We start from the raw sequence: 14887 nt of genomic DNA, 5'->3' as shown, positions 1-14887 counted from the left end.
ACCGGTAGTAGACACTGTCTACTCGGGTTGGTAGACAGTGTCTATGGAAAGTGAGAACTCCCTGCGGGAACGGCTGGTCGACATCGGAGTCGATCTCGTGACGACCGAGGGCTCCGTGTCGGTCGGGCTGCGCGAGATCGCCCGCCGGGCGGGGGTGTCGCACGGGGCGCCACGTCGGTACTTCCCCACGCATCACGCCTTGTTGTCAGCGATCGCCCAGCGGGGCTTCGAGGACCTGGGGGCTCAGTTCGTCGCCGCGATCGCCGACAACACATCCCCGCGGGCCCAGGTGCGAGCCGCCGCGCGGGTGTATGTCGGGTACGCATTGGAGCGCCGCGGCATGTTCGAGCTGATGTTTCGCCACGATCTGCTCGACAGCGAGCAACACGCCCACAGCGAGAGACATCTGCGGAAGTCGACTCTCCCGCTCTTCGAGCGCATCGTCGCCCTCGTGGCCCAATGCCGGGCAGAGCCGAACCCCGCGCACAGGCCCGGCACGACGAACGAGGCCGCGCCAACGCCGGCCATGACAGCCGCGGCCCTGTGGTCGAACCTGCACGGCATCGCCCAACTGTGGGCATGGGGCAGCCTTCAGCTCGCTCTCGACGCCTCACGGCCGGGCAGTCCACCTGACCGCGACCAACTCGACCAACTCATCACCGCGGTGCTGAACACTCACCTGGGCACGGTGAACTCATGACCGCGCATGTACGGCTCCACCTTGCCCTCGTGGTCAGCGTGTCCAGCGCTATGCTCGTCGCGCTGGACGGCACGGTCCTCCTCGTGGCGCAACCCAGCCTGCAGCGCGACCTCGGCGCGAGTGTGGCGCAGACCCAGTGGACGAGCACCGGCTATCTGCTCGCGGTGGCCTCGCTTCTCGTCATCGCCGGCCGCCTCGGGGACAGGTACGGGCACCTGCGGCTGCTGCTGGTCGGCGTACTGGGTTTCGGCGCCGCCTCGGCCGGCATCGCGCTCGCGCCCTCTATCGGCTGGGTGATCGGTCTGCGCGCCGCCCAAGGCGTGTTCGGTGCGCTACTCCAGCCGGCGACACTCGCGCTGCTGAGGCTGACGTATCCGGCGGACCGGCTCGGTAGGCCGATTGCCATCCGGACCAGCGCGATCGCGGTGGCCGCAGGGGCGGGCCCGGTCCTCGGGGGCGTCCTCGTCGCCCACTTGGGCTGGCGTGCCGTGTTCTGGGTCAACGCCCCCATCGTCCTCGTGATCGCCGCGCTCACCCTCAGCGTCCGGCCGCCGAGGCTGGAACGCACCGGCTCGGGGCGGCTCGATCTCGCCGGCGCGGTCCTGCTCGCGGCCGCGCTGGCGCTCCTCGTCCACACCCTGGCCGGCGTACCGGCGCGCGGATGGACCGCGGCGCCGACATTGTCCGGACTGGTCGCCGCCGCAGGACTCGCAGCTGCACTCGCCAGGCACGAGCGCCGCACCGCGGACCCGACCGTGCCGTACGAGGTGGCGCGATCCATACCAGTCACCGCATCGATGGCAATCCTTCTGCTCACCACCGCCGGCCTGTTCGGCACACTCTTCACGGCCACGTTCTACCTCCAGAACATACTCCGCCTCGATGCGCTCGCCTGCGGCCTGCGCGTCCTTCCACTGACCGCACTCATGGTCCTCGGCGCACCCTTCGCCGCCACCGCACTGCGCCGGTACGGCCCGCGAAGCAGCGCGATCACCGGTACGACCCTCGTCGTCACTGGCATCGCCGGGCTGTCCTGGCTCGGCCCGTCCAGCACGTGGATGGCCACGGGCGCGGCATTCGCGGTACTCGGCGCGGGGTTCGCCACCGTGATGGTCACCGCCACCGGAACCGTCGTCGGCGACGCACCACCCGGGTATGCGGGGGTCGTCGGCGGGCTCAAGCAGACCGCCATGAACATCGGCCCGACCCTCGGCATCGCCGTCGCAGCCAGCGCCGGGGCCTCCGCGAGCGGCTCCCCCCTCGTGGCCGGAACGTCCGCTCCGGCGATGGGTTCCACCGTGCTGGTCCTAGCCGGGTTTTCAGCCCTCGGTCTGATACCGGCATTGATGCTGCCCTCACACCCGGCCCGCCGAGCAAGACTCGACACGACCGCCCAATCTGGTGTGCCGCGTCGGTAACCTGAAGCGGCCGCCCGCATCCGTGGCTCCCCGCCTGTCGTCAAACGATCGTTTGACGACAGGCGGCCGACGCGTCCAATGAACCCGCGGAATCAAGGGGTTCGCGGCGGCCCGAATCCAATCGGATCCGATGGTGATTGCTGACAGGGTTTGACGACAGATAGGGTCCGATCCTCCGTACGGAAGGGACCCCACGGTGGCGAACCTGGTCTACAAGCGGGTCTCGACCGACCAGCAGTCCACCGCCCGGCAGGACCTCGTCCTGGACGAGGCCGGCATCGAGGACCCGGTCGTCTTCGAGGAGGACCCCGGCACCTCCAGCCGCCTCCACCCCCTCCAGCGCCCGAAGTTCGGCGACCTGCTCACCTACGGGCGGCCGGGCGACACCGTGCACATCTCCGAGATGTTCCGCCTCGTACGCGGCAACCAGCACATCCTCGACGTGCTCGACGTCCTCCACCGCGACCGCCTCTCCCTGCGCATCCACGACGGCGCGTTCTCCGCGATGGACCTCACCGCCCGCCACCCCCGCACCGGCGAACTGCTGTCCACCGTGAAGTTCATGGTGCAGACCCTCGCCGCCGCCGGCGAACTCCAGCGCGACCTCCAGCGCGAGCTGACCTACGACGGGCTGCGGGCCGCCGAGGCCAGGGGCAGCAAGGGCGGGCGCCGCCCCGCCGTGGCGGCCGACAAGACCGACGACGTGCGCGCCGCGTACCTGGAAGGCCGCTCCATCGCCGCCCTCGCCCGCGACCACCGGGTCAGCCGCGGCGCGATCCGCACGGCCGTCGCCGACCTCCTGCCCGACCACACCCCCACCGAGGAGGACGCCCCCGCCTCGGACCTGCCGGTCACCCTCGACATGCCGTGCAAGGTCGCCGACTACCTCCGCACCACAGAGCTGGAGCCCGCCGAGCGCGCCGCGCTCGACCAGGGGGCGCCCGTACGGCGCGGCCAGGGCTACACCCTGCGCGTCAGCGCCGCCCCCGGCGTACACCGCCAGCTCCTCGCCCGCTGCCAGCCGCTCGACGGCGGCCACGGCGTCCCCGCAGTCCCGGCCCAGCGCAAGGCCCGCCGCGAGTACGAGAACCGCGTCAGCACCCTCACGCCCTGAACAAGATCGTTCTCACCGATAACCGCTGCACCGATGTTCCCCGAGGCCGGAGTCGCAGCTTCCGGTTGTCGTGTCATCGCGAGCCCGCTGATCTCCGGTACGACCGTGCCGATCACCACGTCCAGCACCGCATCCGCGCGCTCGCACGCCCGTCCGCCTGAATGCGCCCATCCTGGCCATCCCGGCCGGCGGCGACCTGTATCAGCGAGGCGAGGACCATGTCGGCCTGTACCGACGGGCATCGGCACCACGATCGCGCGTCGAAGCCCGATCGAGCCTACGAGGTCCGGCTGATCCGTTGAGGTTGCTACGCCTCCTCCGTGCTCGTCGGCCGGGCGAACGCTCCCGGACGACGTCGGCAGACTCGGCGGCAGACTTCCCGGGAGCAGGCCGCAAACCGACAGGTTTCGGTCATGCGGTCGACGGTTGCCTCGTCAGAGGGTTTGCCCCGTGTCCCACGGCTTGTGTGCCGAAGCCCGCGGCTATGGTCTGCCCTTCGACTACAGGGAGTGCGTCATGCGCAAGTTTTGGCTGTCCGTGGCTGCGGTTGCTACCGCTGCCGGGCTACTCACGGCGTGTTCGGGTGCGAAGGACCCCGCCGACTCGGCGAAAGAGGGCGCCCCGAAAGCGGGGACAGGGAGAGCCTGGAGCGAGGAGACCTCGGCGGCGAACCCGTCGAGGGACGTCAGAATCGTGAAGTCAGGGTTCGAGGGCCATCGGGCCGGGGGTCATCGCGCGTACGTCGTGCACTACACGATCAGGAACGGCGGGAGCGGGGCGGCGAGTTACTTCGCGCAGTTCGAGTTCCTGGACAAGGACGGGGATGTTCTCGGGAACACCGGGGTGACGGCCGACAGGCTGGGCCCAGGGAAGACGAGGACGGGGAGCTCGGCTCCACGGGACGCGGAGATCGAGGACGGCACCGTCAAAGACATTGCGTCCGTGCGCCTCACGCACGTCGAGCGCACGTGACGCGCGTACCGGTCACGTCCGCACGTCGCCCGGCAAGGTATCCGAGGCACCTGGCACGTCGATCACGCCGTTGCGCGGCATGATTCCCCCCGATGCCGCGACCGGCACCGCCTTCGTGGGGGACGGGGACGGCTTCGAGATGTGACACCTCGGGCCTTGCCGGGTCTCCGGCGTCGACCGCAGGTCGGATGCGCGGCGGTCACCACGCAACGGAGCCAAGGCGATCGATGAACGTCCCGGTCGGCCCGTCGACGTCGACCATCGCGAGTTTGACGATCGAGTCGGTGCCCTCGGTGGCCGTCAGCCGGCCGGTGTGATTGTTCATGTCAGTGGCGGCGAATTTGCGATGGGCGATTTCTCCAGGAGTGGCGACGTTGAACTTGATCTCCGGGAGCGCCTGGGCGTACCGGACGGTGATCATGTTCAGCGCCGCCTTCGACGAGCTGCAGGCGAGCTCGTGGATTTTCGAGACGGGCTGCTCCGGAACGGTCACGACCGTGAAGAAACTGCCACCGCTGGACACCATCACCACCCGCGGATGGTCTGCCGCCTGCAGCAAGGGAAGGTACGGATGCGTGACCCTGATCGGTCCGTGCACATTGGTGTCGTAGACGGAATGAATTTCGTCAGCCGTCGCGTCTGCAGGCGCAATACACCGCCCTGCTCGGCTGTGACATGTGCGAGCGACCCGTGATAGGCCTCACAACCGGGAGCCCGTTGCGGGCCGATGACTGAGCCAGGAATCCGGGGCCGGTTCTGCGGCAACCACCCCTTCAAGGCGTCGAGTTGTGAAGACTTCCAATTTTTGAGAGCGCTCTCAACCGCAAGTCTTGACGCCCACCCCGGCCATCACGAGAGTGGTGCGCACCGCGGACGCCCCGCCCCATTCCCGCACGATCGCCCCGTCCGTGGCCCCCCACACACCTCGGGAGTCCTCTCGTGATTTCGCGCAGACTGTTCCTGACGGGCGGCGCCGCCGCCACCGCGACCGCCCTCACCTACCCCGCCTGGGGCAGCGCCCTGAGCCCGAGCGCATCTGCTGCCCCCGCAACCTGTGAACTCGCCCTGGTGAACCGCTCGTTGCCCGGCCGGGTCAACGCCTACGTCACCGGCCACGAACAGGGCACCGACCGCTGGGTCCTGCTGCGGGCCGACGGCAGCGTCTACCGCCCCGACTCCCCCGCCGCGCCGCAGACCCCACTACCGGTCGACTGCGCCATCCCCCTGAACCCGGCAGGCGGCGCACCGGTCGTCCTGACGCTTCCCCAGATGTATGGCGCACGCGTCTACTTCGTGCGCGACGACACGCTCACGTTCTACCTCAACCCCGGGCCCGCCCTGGTCGAGCCGGCGTTCGCCACCTCCACGGACGCCAACTACGGGCGGACCTGGTCGTTCTGCGAGTTCACCTTCAACCCGCAGCAGTTGTACGCGAACATCAGCTACGTCGACCTGGTCACCGCGCTGCCGATCGGCCTGACCCTGGAGGGCGACGCGACACACACCGTGGCGCCGCTCCCGGACGGCGCGGTGCAGCGGATCGCGGACGGCCTCACCGCCCAGGCCGCCGCCGACGGCCAGCCGTGGGACAAGCTGGTGATCCGCGGCACGGACGGCGGCGTGCTGCGCGTGATCTCGCCGCAGAACCTGATGGCACCGTTCTTCGACCGGCCGGACCAGATGCCGCTGCGCGACGTGTTCACGTCCTACATCGACCAGGTCTGGGAGAAGTACCGCTCCACCGATCTGCGGATCGATCTCCAGGGCGGCCGCGGCGTCCGTACCGGCCGGGTCAGCGGCGACGTCCTCACCTTCGACGGCGGCCATACCTTCACCAAGCCGGTCTCCAAGGACGTCTTCACCTGCAACCACGGCCCATTCGCCAACAACCCGGCGGACCCCGACGACAAGAAGGCCCTGCTGGCCCGGCTCGCGGCCGGCTTCAACCGCTCCCTGATGCTCACCCACCCCGACCAGCCGAACGGCACCTCGTCGGCCGACTACTACCAGGGCGCGGCGACCAACCACTGGTCGCGCGTGGTCCACGCCAACACCCCGATCGGCTACGCGTTCCCGTACGACGACGTACGCCCCGACGGGCAGCCCGACGTCTCGGGCGCCGCGAACGACGGCAACCCGCGCCGCTTCACGGTAAGTGTGGGGGCCTGATCCTGCGGGTGGCGGTCGCCTCCCGCAGGTGGGCGACCGCCACCTCTTGTGCCGAGTGAGCCCGCATGTACGCTGCCCGGCATTCGGCTCCCTCGATGAACGGATCGACCTCGTGCACGTTGTATTCACCGGCCGCGTCATCGAGTGGCGGGGGCCTTCACCGTTCTACTTCGCCGCCGTGCCCGACGAACAGGCCACCGACATCCGCGAGGTGGCTGCGCTGGCCACGTACGGCTGGGGCGCGGTCCCCGTGGACGCGCGCATCGGCGAGACCGCTTTCACCACGTCGCTCTTCCCCAAGGACGGCAGCTACCTGCTGCCGCTCAAGAACGCGGTCCGCAAGCCGCAGGGACTCTCGGCAGGTGACGAGGTGACTGTGACCATGACCGTCCGCGTATAGGTCTCGCGTGATGTGGGCGTCGGCAGGATCGTGACCGGCCGCCTCGCCCGAACTGCTTGGCAGGCCGGCTCATTTCGGTCAACTCGGGTCAGGACCTCGGCAGTTGACCATGCTGATCCGTCACCGATTCGGATCGACGAGGTGGCCCCCCTCGTCGAGGCCCGGCGCGGCCGACGTGGTGTGAGACAGCGGCACGGGGCGCCCCCGTCCGGCGGACAGGGACACCCCGTGCGGGTCGATGCGTGCGGAGGTCAGCAGCCGCCGCAGTTGTAGTACGTCACATCCCAGTGGTTGCCCTCATCCGCGTAGACGTTGCCGGAACCCGACTGGTACTGGGGTGCACCGTCGCCGCGCAGCCCTATGTAGGCGAAGACGCCGTGGACGTAGTTCGTGAGACAGGTGGACTTGGCGAAGTCGAGCTTGTACCCGTTCCAGTGCGAGTACGTACCACTGGCATGCCCGGTCTCGGTACCACCGGTGATGTTCAACGCGCAGCCCGTGGCGCTCTTGAGGGTCTGGGCACCCTGGGCGGTGGCCAGGTTGAGCTGGTCGAACGAGGTACACGTGGCCACGTTGCGGTTGGAGCAGCCGCCGGAGGACGACCAGGTGATTCCGGAGGAGCTGAACCGGGCGGTGGCCTGTGCGTGGGTGAGCTTCGTGACGGCGTGGGCCTGGGTGGCACCGCTGCCGAGAACGCCGACGCCGGGGGCGAAGAGGACGCCGAGGACGAGGGCGAGGGCGGTCAGGACGGGGCGCAGTGTCATACGGGACACCATGGGGGACTCCTCCTGCTCATGACAAATAAGGGGCAGGGAGATAGTGCCCGAGTTCTACGCGCGTCCGCCAGAGGACAAAGGGCGCGGTTGAAGGAAGGCGAACCGCCCCTCGTAACATCCGCACCCTTGATGTTGAATTTTGAACTAGATGCCGCTAGAGTCAATCTCGTTGAAGGTTAAACAACAACTTCGACCGCCACTCGATCACGTCCCCCGAGGAGGAGCCATGGCTCTGTTCAACCGCAAGAACAACAACGCCCCGTCCGCCACCACCGCCACCGCCGTGGACCCCGCCCTGGCCGCCCTCACCGGGGACTACACGATCGACCCGGCGCACTCCAGCATCGGATTCACCGTGCGTCACGCCATGGTCACCAACGTGCGCGGCACCTTCGGCGAGCACGAGGGCAGCCTGAAGCTCGACGGTCACAACCCCGCGCGCTCCGCCGCCTCGATCGACGTCAAGATCGCCAGCGTCGACACCGGCATCGCCGACCGCGACGGCCACCTGGTCAGCGGCGACTTCTTCGACGCCGAGAAGTTCCCCCTCATGACCTTCCGTTCCACACACGCCGAGCAGCTCGGCGGCGACAAGTACCGCATCACCGGCGACCTCACCATCAAGGACGTCACGCGCCCGCTCGCCATCGACCTGGAGTTCAACGGCTCCGCCACCGACGTCTACGGCAACGAGCGCGTCGGCTTCGAGGGCGGCGCGGACATCCTGCGCTCCGACTGGGGCCTGACCTGGAACGCGGCGCTGGAGACCGGCGGCGTGATGGTCAGCGACAAGGTCAAGCTCAACTTCGACATCTCCGCGATCAAGGCCGCAGCAACGCAGGCCTGACGCCTCCCGCTGCCTCACGCCCGAACCCGAGCGCGCCCGCCTTCCCCCCTCCCCCGCCCGGGGTCGGAAGGCGGGCGCTCGTCGTCGGGCGGGACCGCGCACTGCCGTAGTCCGCCCGCCCGGACCATGCCCTTCGTTCGCCCCTGCAGACCGGCCGGTCACAACCCGTGTCGTCGCTCCCCGAGCACCCGCTCGCAGACTTCGCGCTCCGCCGCCGCCGAGAAGGCAGTGCGGCGACGGGCTGCGACCGCCCGGCGGGTCTCTTCGGCGATCAGGTCCGCATTGATCGCCGCGGCGGCCCGCACCCCGGCGTTGGCGGCGCCGATGACCTGCTCCTTCGGGTCGGCGACATTGCCGGCCACCCAGACGCCGGGGACTTCCGTCGCACCGGTCGGATCGGCGGCGATGTACGTGCCGATCACCTGACCGCCCATCTCCTGCTCGACCGCCGTCAGGCCCAGGGTCGTGAGGACGCCCGCGCGGGCGGTGAAGCGGGGCTGGACCACGACGGCCTCGCACGCGATCACCCGGCCGCCCGCCAGCCGTACCCCGGTGAGCCGGTCGTCCGTCACCTCAAGACCGGCCACTTCCCCGTCGACCACGGCAATGCCACGCGCGGCCAGTTGCTCGTACTCCTCCTCGGTCGGCTCGGGCCCGGCGTGGACGAAGAAGGTGATGTCCGCGCTCCACTGGCGCCACAGCAGTGCCTGGTGCACGGCCAGGGGGCTGGTGGCGAGGATGCCGATCGGGCGGGTTTTGACCTCCCAGCCGTGGCAGTACGGGCAGTGCAGGACTTCGCGCCCCCACCGCTCGGCCACACCCGGCACCGGGGGCAGTTCGTCGACGAGGCCTGTGGTCACCAGGAGCCGGCGCGCGCCGACAGCAGCTCCGTCCTCCCGTACGACACGGAACCCCTCGCCGCCGGGCAGCCGCTCGGCGGCCACCACCGTGCCCTCGACGATCTCACCTCCGTAACCGGTCACCTCGTCACGGCCGGCGGCCAGCAGCTCCGAAGGCGGTGTGCCCTCGCGCCCCAGGTAGCTGTGCACGTGCGACGCGGGGGCGTTGCGCGGCCGGCCCGCGTCGACCACCAGCACCGATCGACGCGCCCTGGCCAGCGACAGGGCTCCGCTCAGCCCGGCGGCTCCACCGCCGATCACCACCACGTCGTACAGCTGATCCACGTCGTTCATGTCGTTCATGTCGTTCGCGTCGCTCATGTCGTTCATGAGAAGCACCTCCGTTCACGAGAGAGCGTCCGCGGTAGAGCATGAAATCGGCAAGCATCCTTGCCGAAGCAGCAAATCATTGACCTTGTCACGGTGTGCGGGCCTGGACTGGGGCCTCCACGGCCGCCGGAGCGCTGCGGGGTTTCGCTGCCCGGCGCCCCGCGGTGGCCGGGCGTCCGCGCCATGACGGCCGGGTTCGCCGTACGCGTCGACGCGCGCCGTCCCGGCGATGCGGCAGCCTGCCCGGACCTGATCGGCCTGACCGATTGCGCGGCGTACTGAACCAGCAGTCCCGGATCCTGGGCGGCCTGCGACACCCGCTCGTCACCGGGGACGACCGGACCCTGGAGGCGGGGCTACGCCAACTGGCTCCGGCGTACGAGCAGTTGCGGACAGAACTCTCCACGGCCCTCAGACCCTGGCCCCGGGCACGTGTGGGTCAGACAGTCAGGCCGGCGTCCGCTTCTCGGTGCATGCCCATGCACAGCGCCCAGATGACGAGGATGTTGACGACGATCAGCACCATGGCCCACAAGGGGTAGAACGGCAGCCACAGGAAGTTGGCGATCGCGCCCAGGCCGGCCACGGCGACACCGAAGAAGCGCGCCCACAGGGCTCCGGTGAATACGGCGCAGCCGGCGAGGACGAGGGCGATGCCCAGAATGAGGTGGACCCAGCCCCAGCCCGTCAGGTTGAACTCGAACACGTAGTGGCGCGTCACGGCGAACAGGCGGTCCTTCGCGATGGCCGCGATCCCCTCGAAGATCGCCATCGCTCCGCCGAGGAGCATCAGGACTGCTGCCAGGACTGTCGTGCCGGATGCGGGCGCGTGCGTGGGGCTCGGCTTCGTGCGGCTCGGTCCGGGTCCGGTGGTGTCACTGGCCATTTCGATCTCCTTGGGTGACGTAGCCGTGATCCCCCGTTTCAGCGTGTCACGACGGCTCTCCGTCGGCACTCCGGGCGACACGCGCTTCAGTCGTCGTCCTCCGTCTCCGATTCGCCGACCGTCTGCTCCGACCAGATCACCTTGCCCGTCTCGGTGTAACGCGTGCCCCAGCGTTCGGCGAACTGGGCGACGAGGAACAGGCCCCGGCCCCCCTCGTCCGTCGTCGCCGCGTAGCGCAGATGCGGTGAGGTGTTGCTGGTGTCGGACACCTCGCAGATCAGGTTGCGGTCGTACAGCAGGCGGACCTCGATCGGTCCTGTGCCGTAGCGCACCGCGTTGGTGACCAGTTCGCTCAGGATCAGCTCGGTGGTGAACGCCTCCTCGTCCAGGCCACGCTCGGTGAGCCACTGGGCGACGTTCTTGCGGACGCCGGCGACAGCCGCCGGATCGGTGGCCACGGCCCATTGCGCGACCTGGTTCGGATCGAGCGTGCGGGTGCGGGCCACAAGGAGGGCGACGTCGTCGGTCGGCGGCCCGGACAGCATCGCGTCGAGCACGTCGTCGCAGGTCTCCTCCGGTGTCCGGTCGCGACCGGCGAGAGTGGCGCGCAGCAGCTCCAGGCCGGCGTCGATGTCCCGGTCGCGGCTCTCGACGAGACCGTCCGTGTAGAGGACCAGACGGCTCCCTTCGGGTACGTGGAACTCGGCCGCCTCGAAGGGCATGCCACCGACACCGAGGGGCAGGCCGACCGGAACCTCGGGAACTTCGACGCTGCCGTCGGGGAGGACCAGCACGGGCCCGGGGTGGCCTGCCCGGGCCACCGAGCAGTTCCCGGAAACCGCGTCGTAGATCGCGTACAGGCAGCCGGCTCCGGCGATCTCGCCGCCACCGCCGCCGGCCGCCTCGTCCTGGTCGATCCGGCCGACCAGTTCGTCGAGATGTCCGAGGAGTTCGTCGGGCGCGAAGTCCAGCGCGGAGAAGTTGTGGATGCTGGTGCGCAGCCGCCCCATGGTTGCGGCGGCGTGCAGCCCGTGTCCGACCACGTCGCCGACGACCAGTGCGACCCGGGCACCGGACAGCGGGATCATGTCGAACCAGTCGCCGCCCACCTCGGCCCGCGCCGGCAGATAGCGGTGGGCCACGTCAAGGGCGTTCAGCTCGGGCAGATCGCGCGGCAGCAGGCTGCGTTGCAGCGTCACGGCCATTTCGTGCTCGCGTGTGTACCTGCGGGCGTTGTCCACGCTGACGGCCGCCCGGGCCACCAGTTCCTCGGCGAAGGACTGGTCGTCCTCGTCGAACGGGTCGGGATTGCCCGCGCGCCAGAAGTTGGCCAGGCCAAGGACGACGCCGCGTGCGTGCAGCGGTACGGAGAGCACCGAGTGGAAGCCGTAGTCCAGGATCTTCGAGGCCCGCGCGGGGTCCCAGTGCCGCCATCCCAGCTGTGTGATCACCTCGGGCCCCAGCCCGACCTCGTCGATGTTCACGCGCATGGCCCCGATCCTGGAGGGAACGAATCCGACCAGTCGGCCGATCGAGTACAGGGGCTGGTCAGGGTCCGAGGCGGCGATGGCGATACGGCGCATGTCCAGCGGGGCGCTGTCCGGCGTGGTCGGTTCCTCCCCGGGGAGCGCGAGATCGGCGAGGTCGACGCTCGTGACGTCGGCGAATCCGGGGGTCGCCACATCCGCCAGCTCCTGGGCCGTCCGGGTGACGTCGAGGGTGGTGCCGATCCGGGCTCCGGCCTCGTAGAGGAGCAGCAGGCGTTCGTGGACGAGTTCCGCCTTGCCTGTGATCTTGCGGAGCTCGGTGGTGTCCCGCAGGGTCGCCACGGTGGCAGGCGGCCCGCCACCCGCGCCCGCCGGCCGGAGGTTGACGGCCAGCAGACGGTTGCCGACACGCAGCACCTCGTCCGTGACGGTCCGGCCGGAGGCGAGCAGTTCCGTGGTCTCGGGGTCCAGTCCGAGGTCAGCCACCACGCGGCCCTCGGCGTCCGAGGGAAGGGCGAGCAGTCTGCGAGCCTCGTCGTTGGCGAGCGTCAGCCGGTGGTCGGCCCCGATGATGAGGACGGCCTCGCGGACCGCGTGCAGCACCGCGTCATGGTGCTCGTACATCCGGGTCATCTCGGCGGGTCCGAGCCCGTGTGTCTGGCGGCGCAGCCGTTTGCTCACGAGCGCCGCCCCGCCCGTGGTGATCGCCAGGGCGGCCACCCCGGCCGCGACGCTGAACGAGATGGACCGGTCGGCCACGCTGTTCACCGAGTTGTCGGTGAGCCCGACGGACACCAGGCCGGCGACCGAACCGTCGAGCCGGTTGACGGGCACCACCGAGTTGATCGACGGCCCCTGGCTGCCGGAGAAGCTCCGGGTGAAGCCTTTGCCGGCCAGCGCCTCCTTGTACGGGCCGATGAGGTGCTTGCCGATCAGCGCGGGGTCGGGGTGGGTGTAGCGGATGCCCTGGGGGCTGGCCACGACGACGTAATCGACATGTGTCGCTCGGCGGACCTGCTCCGCGCGTGGCTGCAGAATGGCGGTGGGGTTCTTGCTGTCCAGCGCCGGTGCGATCCCGGGCGAGTGGGCGAACGTCTCGGCCACGCTCAGTGTGCGCAACCGGGCCTCTTGCAGGCTGTCGCTGCGGCCCTGCAGCACCAGCGCGGTCGCGCCGCCGGCGATGAGCAGGAGTACGAGCCCGAGCACGAAGCAGAAGACCTGGCCGGCCACGGTGCGCAGGCTGAACAGGGACAGCAGTTCACGACCCGGGGAACGGTGGTTCATGTCCCGGCCGGGCGGCGCGGGGGTGGCTTGGCCCGAGCGCCCCCCATCGTGCCGATGTGATCGCCGGACGGGGCGTCGCAGCCTCGCCCAGAATCGGCCGATACCAGACATAACTTCAGGTCTAGCATGAATCGCACCCACCCGAGAGATCGCCGGTCAGCGGCTCAGAACCCGCCTCCGTCGAATCCGCCGCCGCCTCCGAGGTCGCCGCCGCCGAAACCTCCGCCGTCGAAGCCCGAAGAGTCGAAGTCGGAGCCGGAGAAGTCCCCGCCGTTCCAGTCGCCGCCGGAGCCGAAGTCACCGCCGCCGTACTCTGCCGCGTACGCCGGGCTCGACAGCGCCGAGCCGAGCAGTGTGCCGACCAGCAGGCCGGGGAGCAGACCGCCGCCGAAGTAGCCGCCCGCCCAGGGGCCGTACGCCGGGCCCGCCTCCCAGTACGGGCGGCGTCGGCCGTCGCCCGTCTCGACGGTGCGGCCGAGCGGCTCCTCGCCCTCGCGCACCCGGATCTCGTCCGCCGCGCAGACCGGGACCTCACGGGTCGATCCGCCGGACGGGGACCACCGGACGTCGGCGACCGAGGGGCCGTGGCGCGGGTCGAAGAAGCACGGCGGGCGGCGGGCAGGCGGTTCACCGCCTTTGCGGCGGGCCTCCAGGACGGCGAGGGAGAAGCGGCCGTCCTCCAGGGCCTGGGTGACCCCGCGCACGTCGGACGGGTGCTGCGCCTTGGACATGCGGGTTTTGGCGCTCTCGTACGAGTCGAGTGCCCGCTCGTAGTCGGCGCGCATGCTGTCGTCGGCGCCCGGCTCGGCGGGGTGGAAGTCGAGCCGGTCCAGGGTCTCGCCGTACGCGGTGATGTCCTCGTCCACGACGACCCGGAGCTTGTCGAGTGCGGCCCGCTCCTCGGTCTCCTTGCGCTTCCGGTTGCGCCGGAAGATCGTGTAGGCCGTGCCGCCGCCCAGCACCAGGATCGCGCCGACCGTGATCAGGCCGACGGTGGACGATGACCCGTCGCCCGCGGAGGAGCCGCCCCAGGAGGCGGGGGCGCTGCCCCGGGCCTGTTCGACGGCCCGGTCGACGAAGGCGTTCAGCTGCGTCGCGGCGTCGGTGTCCGTGCCGGGTGCCTTCACGGCGGCGGTGAGGTTCTGGACCGCTCGGGTGGACATCACCCGGGGGTCGGCGCCCGCGTTGAACCCGTTGCCGAGGCGGACCGCGTAGACGCCGGTGATGCCGGTGTCGGTGCGCAGGGTGGTGAGCAGATTCTGCTCGGGGAACGCCGAGGTCCGCGGCAGCACCGCCACGAACACCGGCTTGTCGGCGTCCTTGATCTTCTTCGTCAGGGTGGCCGCCTGGCCCGGGGAGAGCTGGTCGGCGGCGGCCGGGTCGACATACACCGGGCTCTTGCGCAGCGCCTGCGCGACATCATTGATGGTGGATGCACCGACCGCTGTGGGCGCAGCGGGTGCCATGGCGAGCACGGCCACCGACAGAATCAGCAGCAGGCCGGCCAACAAGGTCGGGAACAGCCTGTTCCGCATATATCGAAGCTAACCCAGGTGGGCGGCTTGTGCGCCACCACCCACCTGGGCCTGCTTCGTCTTCACGGGA

The 14887-nt window shown here is 69.9% G+C and carries 13 protein-coding genes; 7 read left to right on the top strand and 6 right to left on the bottom strand.

From position 1 onward, the window contains the following. Positions 1 to 43: 43 nt before the first annotated feature. From ACFVYE_RS20235 to ACFVYE_RS20220, 4 genes are all read left to right on the top strand, one after another. Positions 44 to 700 (top strand): TetR/AcrR family transcriptional regulator, encoded by a 657-nt coding sequence (locus ACFVYE_RS20235; protein ID WP_383973798.1) that lies wholly within the window; start codon positions 44 to 46, stop codon positions 698 to 700. Next, a complete protein-coding gene (locus ACFVYE_RS20230) occupies positions 697 to 2118 on the top strand; it encodes an MFS transporter (protein WP_389606672.1) in 1422 nt (473 codons plus the stop codon). Before ACFVYE_RS20235 ends, ACFVYE_RS20230 begins: the two co-directional genes overlap by 4 nt. Positions 2119 to 2314: 196 nt before the next feature. Then, the gene (locus ACFVYE_RS20225; RefSeq protein WP_389606670.1) at positions 2315 to 3232 is read left to right on the top strand and encodes a recombinase family protein; all 918 of its coding nucleotides are present in this window, start codon (positions 2315 to 2317) and stop codon (positions 3230 to 3232) included. Between the two features lie 693 nt (positions 3233 to 3925). Further along, a complete protein-coding gene (locus ACFVYE_RS20220) occupies positions 3926 to 4204 on the top strand; it encodes a hypothetical protein (protein ID WP_389606668.1) in 279 nt (92 codons plus the stop codon). A 199-nt stretch (positions 4205 to 4403) separates the two neighbouring features. On the opposite strand, the gene ACFVYE_RS20215 is transcribed toward ACFVYE_RS20220, so the two are convergent. Continuing rightward, positions 4404 to 4856 (bottom strand): SDR family NAD(P)-dependent oxidoreductase, encoded by a 453-nt coding sequence (locus ACFVYE_RS20215; protein ID WP_389606702.1) that lies wholly within the window; start codon positions 4854 to 4856, stop codon positions 4404 to 4406. 287 nt (positions 4857 to 5143) lie between these two features. Between ACFVYE_RS20215 and ACFVYE_RS20210 the strand changes: the two genes are divergently transcribed. Both ACFVYE_RS20210 and ACFVYE_RS20205 read left to right on the top strand, forming a co-directional pair. Continuing rightward, entirely contained in the window at positions 5144 to 6373 is a 1230-nt protein-coding gene (locus ACFVYE_RS20210) for a glycoside hydrolase family 64 protein (protein WP_389606666.1), read from the top strand. Positions 6374 to 6485: 112 nt separating this feature from the next. Beyond that, on the top strand, positions 6486 to 6773 hold the full coding sequence (locus ACFVYE_RS20205) for a DUF1905 domain-containing protein (protein WP_383972947.1): 288 nt from the start codon (positions 6486 to 6488) through the stop codon (positions 6771 to 6773). 251 nt (positions 6774 to 7024) lie between these two features. On the opposite strand, the gene ACFVYE_RS20200 is transcribed toward ACFVYE_RS20205, so the two are convergent. Then, positions 7025 to 7549: a hypothetical protein gene (locus ACFVYE_RS20200; RefSeq protein ID WP_266357621.1), complete on the bottom strand. Its 525-nt coding sequence runs from the start codon at positions 7547 to 7549 to the stop codon at positions 7025 to 7027. A gap of 226 nt (positions 7550 to 7775) precedes the next feature. On the opposite strand from ACFVYE_RS20200, the gene ACFVYE_RS20195 reads away from it, so the two are divergent. Continuing rightward, entirely contained in the window at positions 7776 to 8396 is a 621-nt protein-coding gene (locus tag ACFVYE_RS20195) for a YceI family protein (protein ID WP_383972920.1), read from the top strand. A 158-nt stretch (positions 8397 to 8554) separates the two neighbouring features. Here the strand turns inward: ACFVYE_RS20195 and ACFVYE_RS20190 are convergent, their stop codons facing one another. From ACFVYE_RS20190 to ACFVYE_RS20175, 4 genes are all read right to left on the bottom strand, one after another. Then, positions 8555 to 9616 carry an NAD(P)/FAD-dependent oxidoreductase gene (locus tag ACFVYE_RS20190; RefSeq protein ID WP_389606700.1) on the bottom strand — a complete coding sequence of 354 codons (1062 nt, stop codon included), beginning with the start codon at positions 9614 to 9616 and terminating at the stop codon, positions 8555 to 8557. A gap of 448 nt (positions 9617 to 10064) precedes the next feature. Then, the gene (locus ACFVYE_RS20185) at positions 10065 to 10511 is read right to left on the bottom strand and encodes a hypothetical protein (protein ID WP_383972924.1); all 447 of its coding nucleotides are present in this window, start codon (positions 10509 to 10511) and stop codon (positions 10065 to 10067) included. A gap of 86 nt (positions 10512 to 10597) precedes the next feature. After that, entirely contained in the window at positions 10598 to 13282 is a 2685-nt protein-coding gene (locus ACFVYE_RS20180; RefSeq protein ID WP_383972927.1) for a SpoIIE family protein phosphatase, read from the bottom strand. Between the two features lie 164 nt (positions 13283 to 13446). After that, positions 13447 to 14817, bottom strand: a complete 1371-nt coding sequence (locus tag ACFVYE_RS20175; protein ID WP_389606663.1) for a hypothetical protein — start codon at positions 14815 to 14817, stop codon at positions 13447 to 13449. Positions 14818 to 14887: the final 70 nt, after the last annotated feature.

This window comes from Streptomyces sp. NPDC058239 (assembly GCF_042882185.1).
Lineage (GTDB): Bacteria > Actinomycetota > Actinomycetes > Streptomycetales > Streptomycetaceae > Streptomyces.
This window is presented reverse-complemented; position numbering and strand designations above follow the sequence as displayed.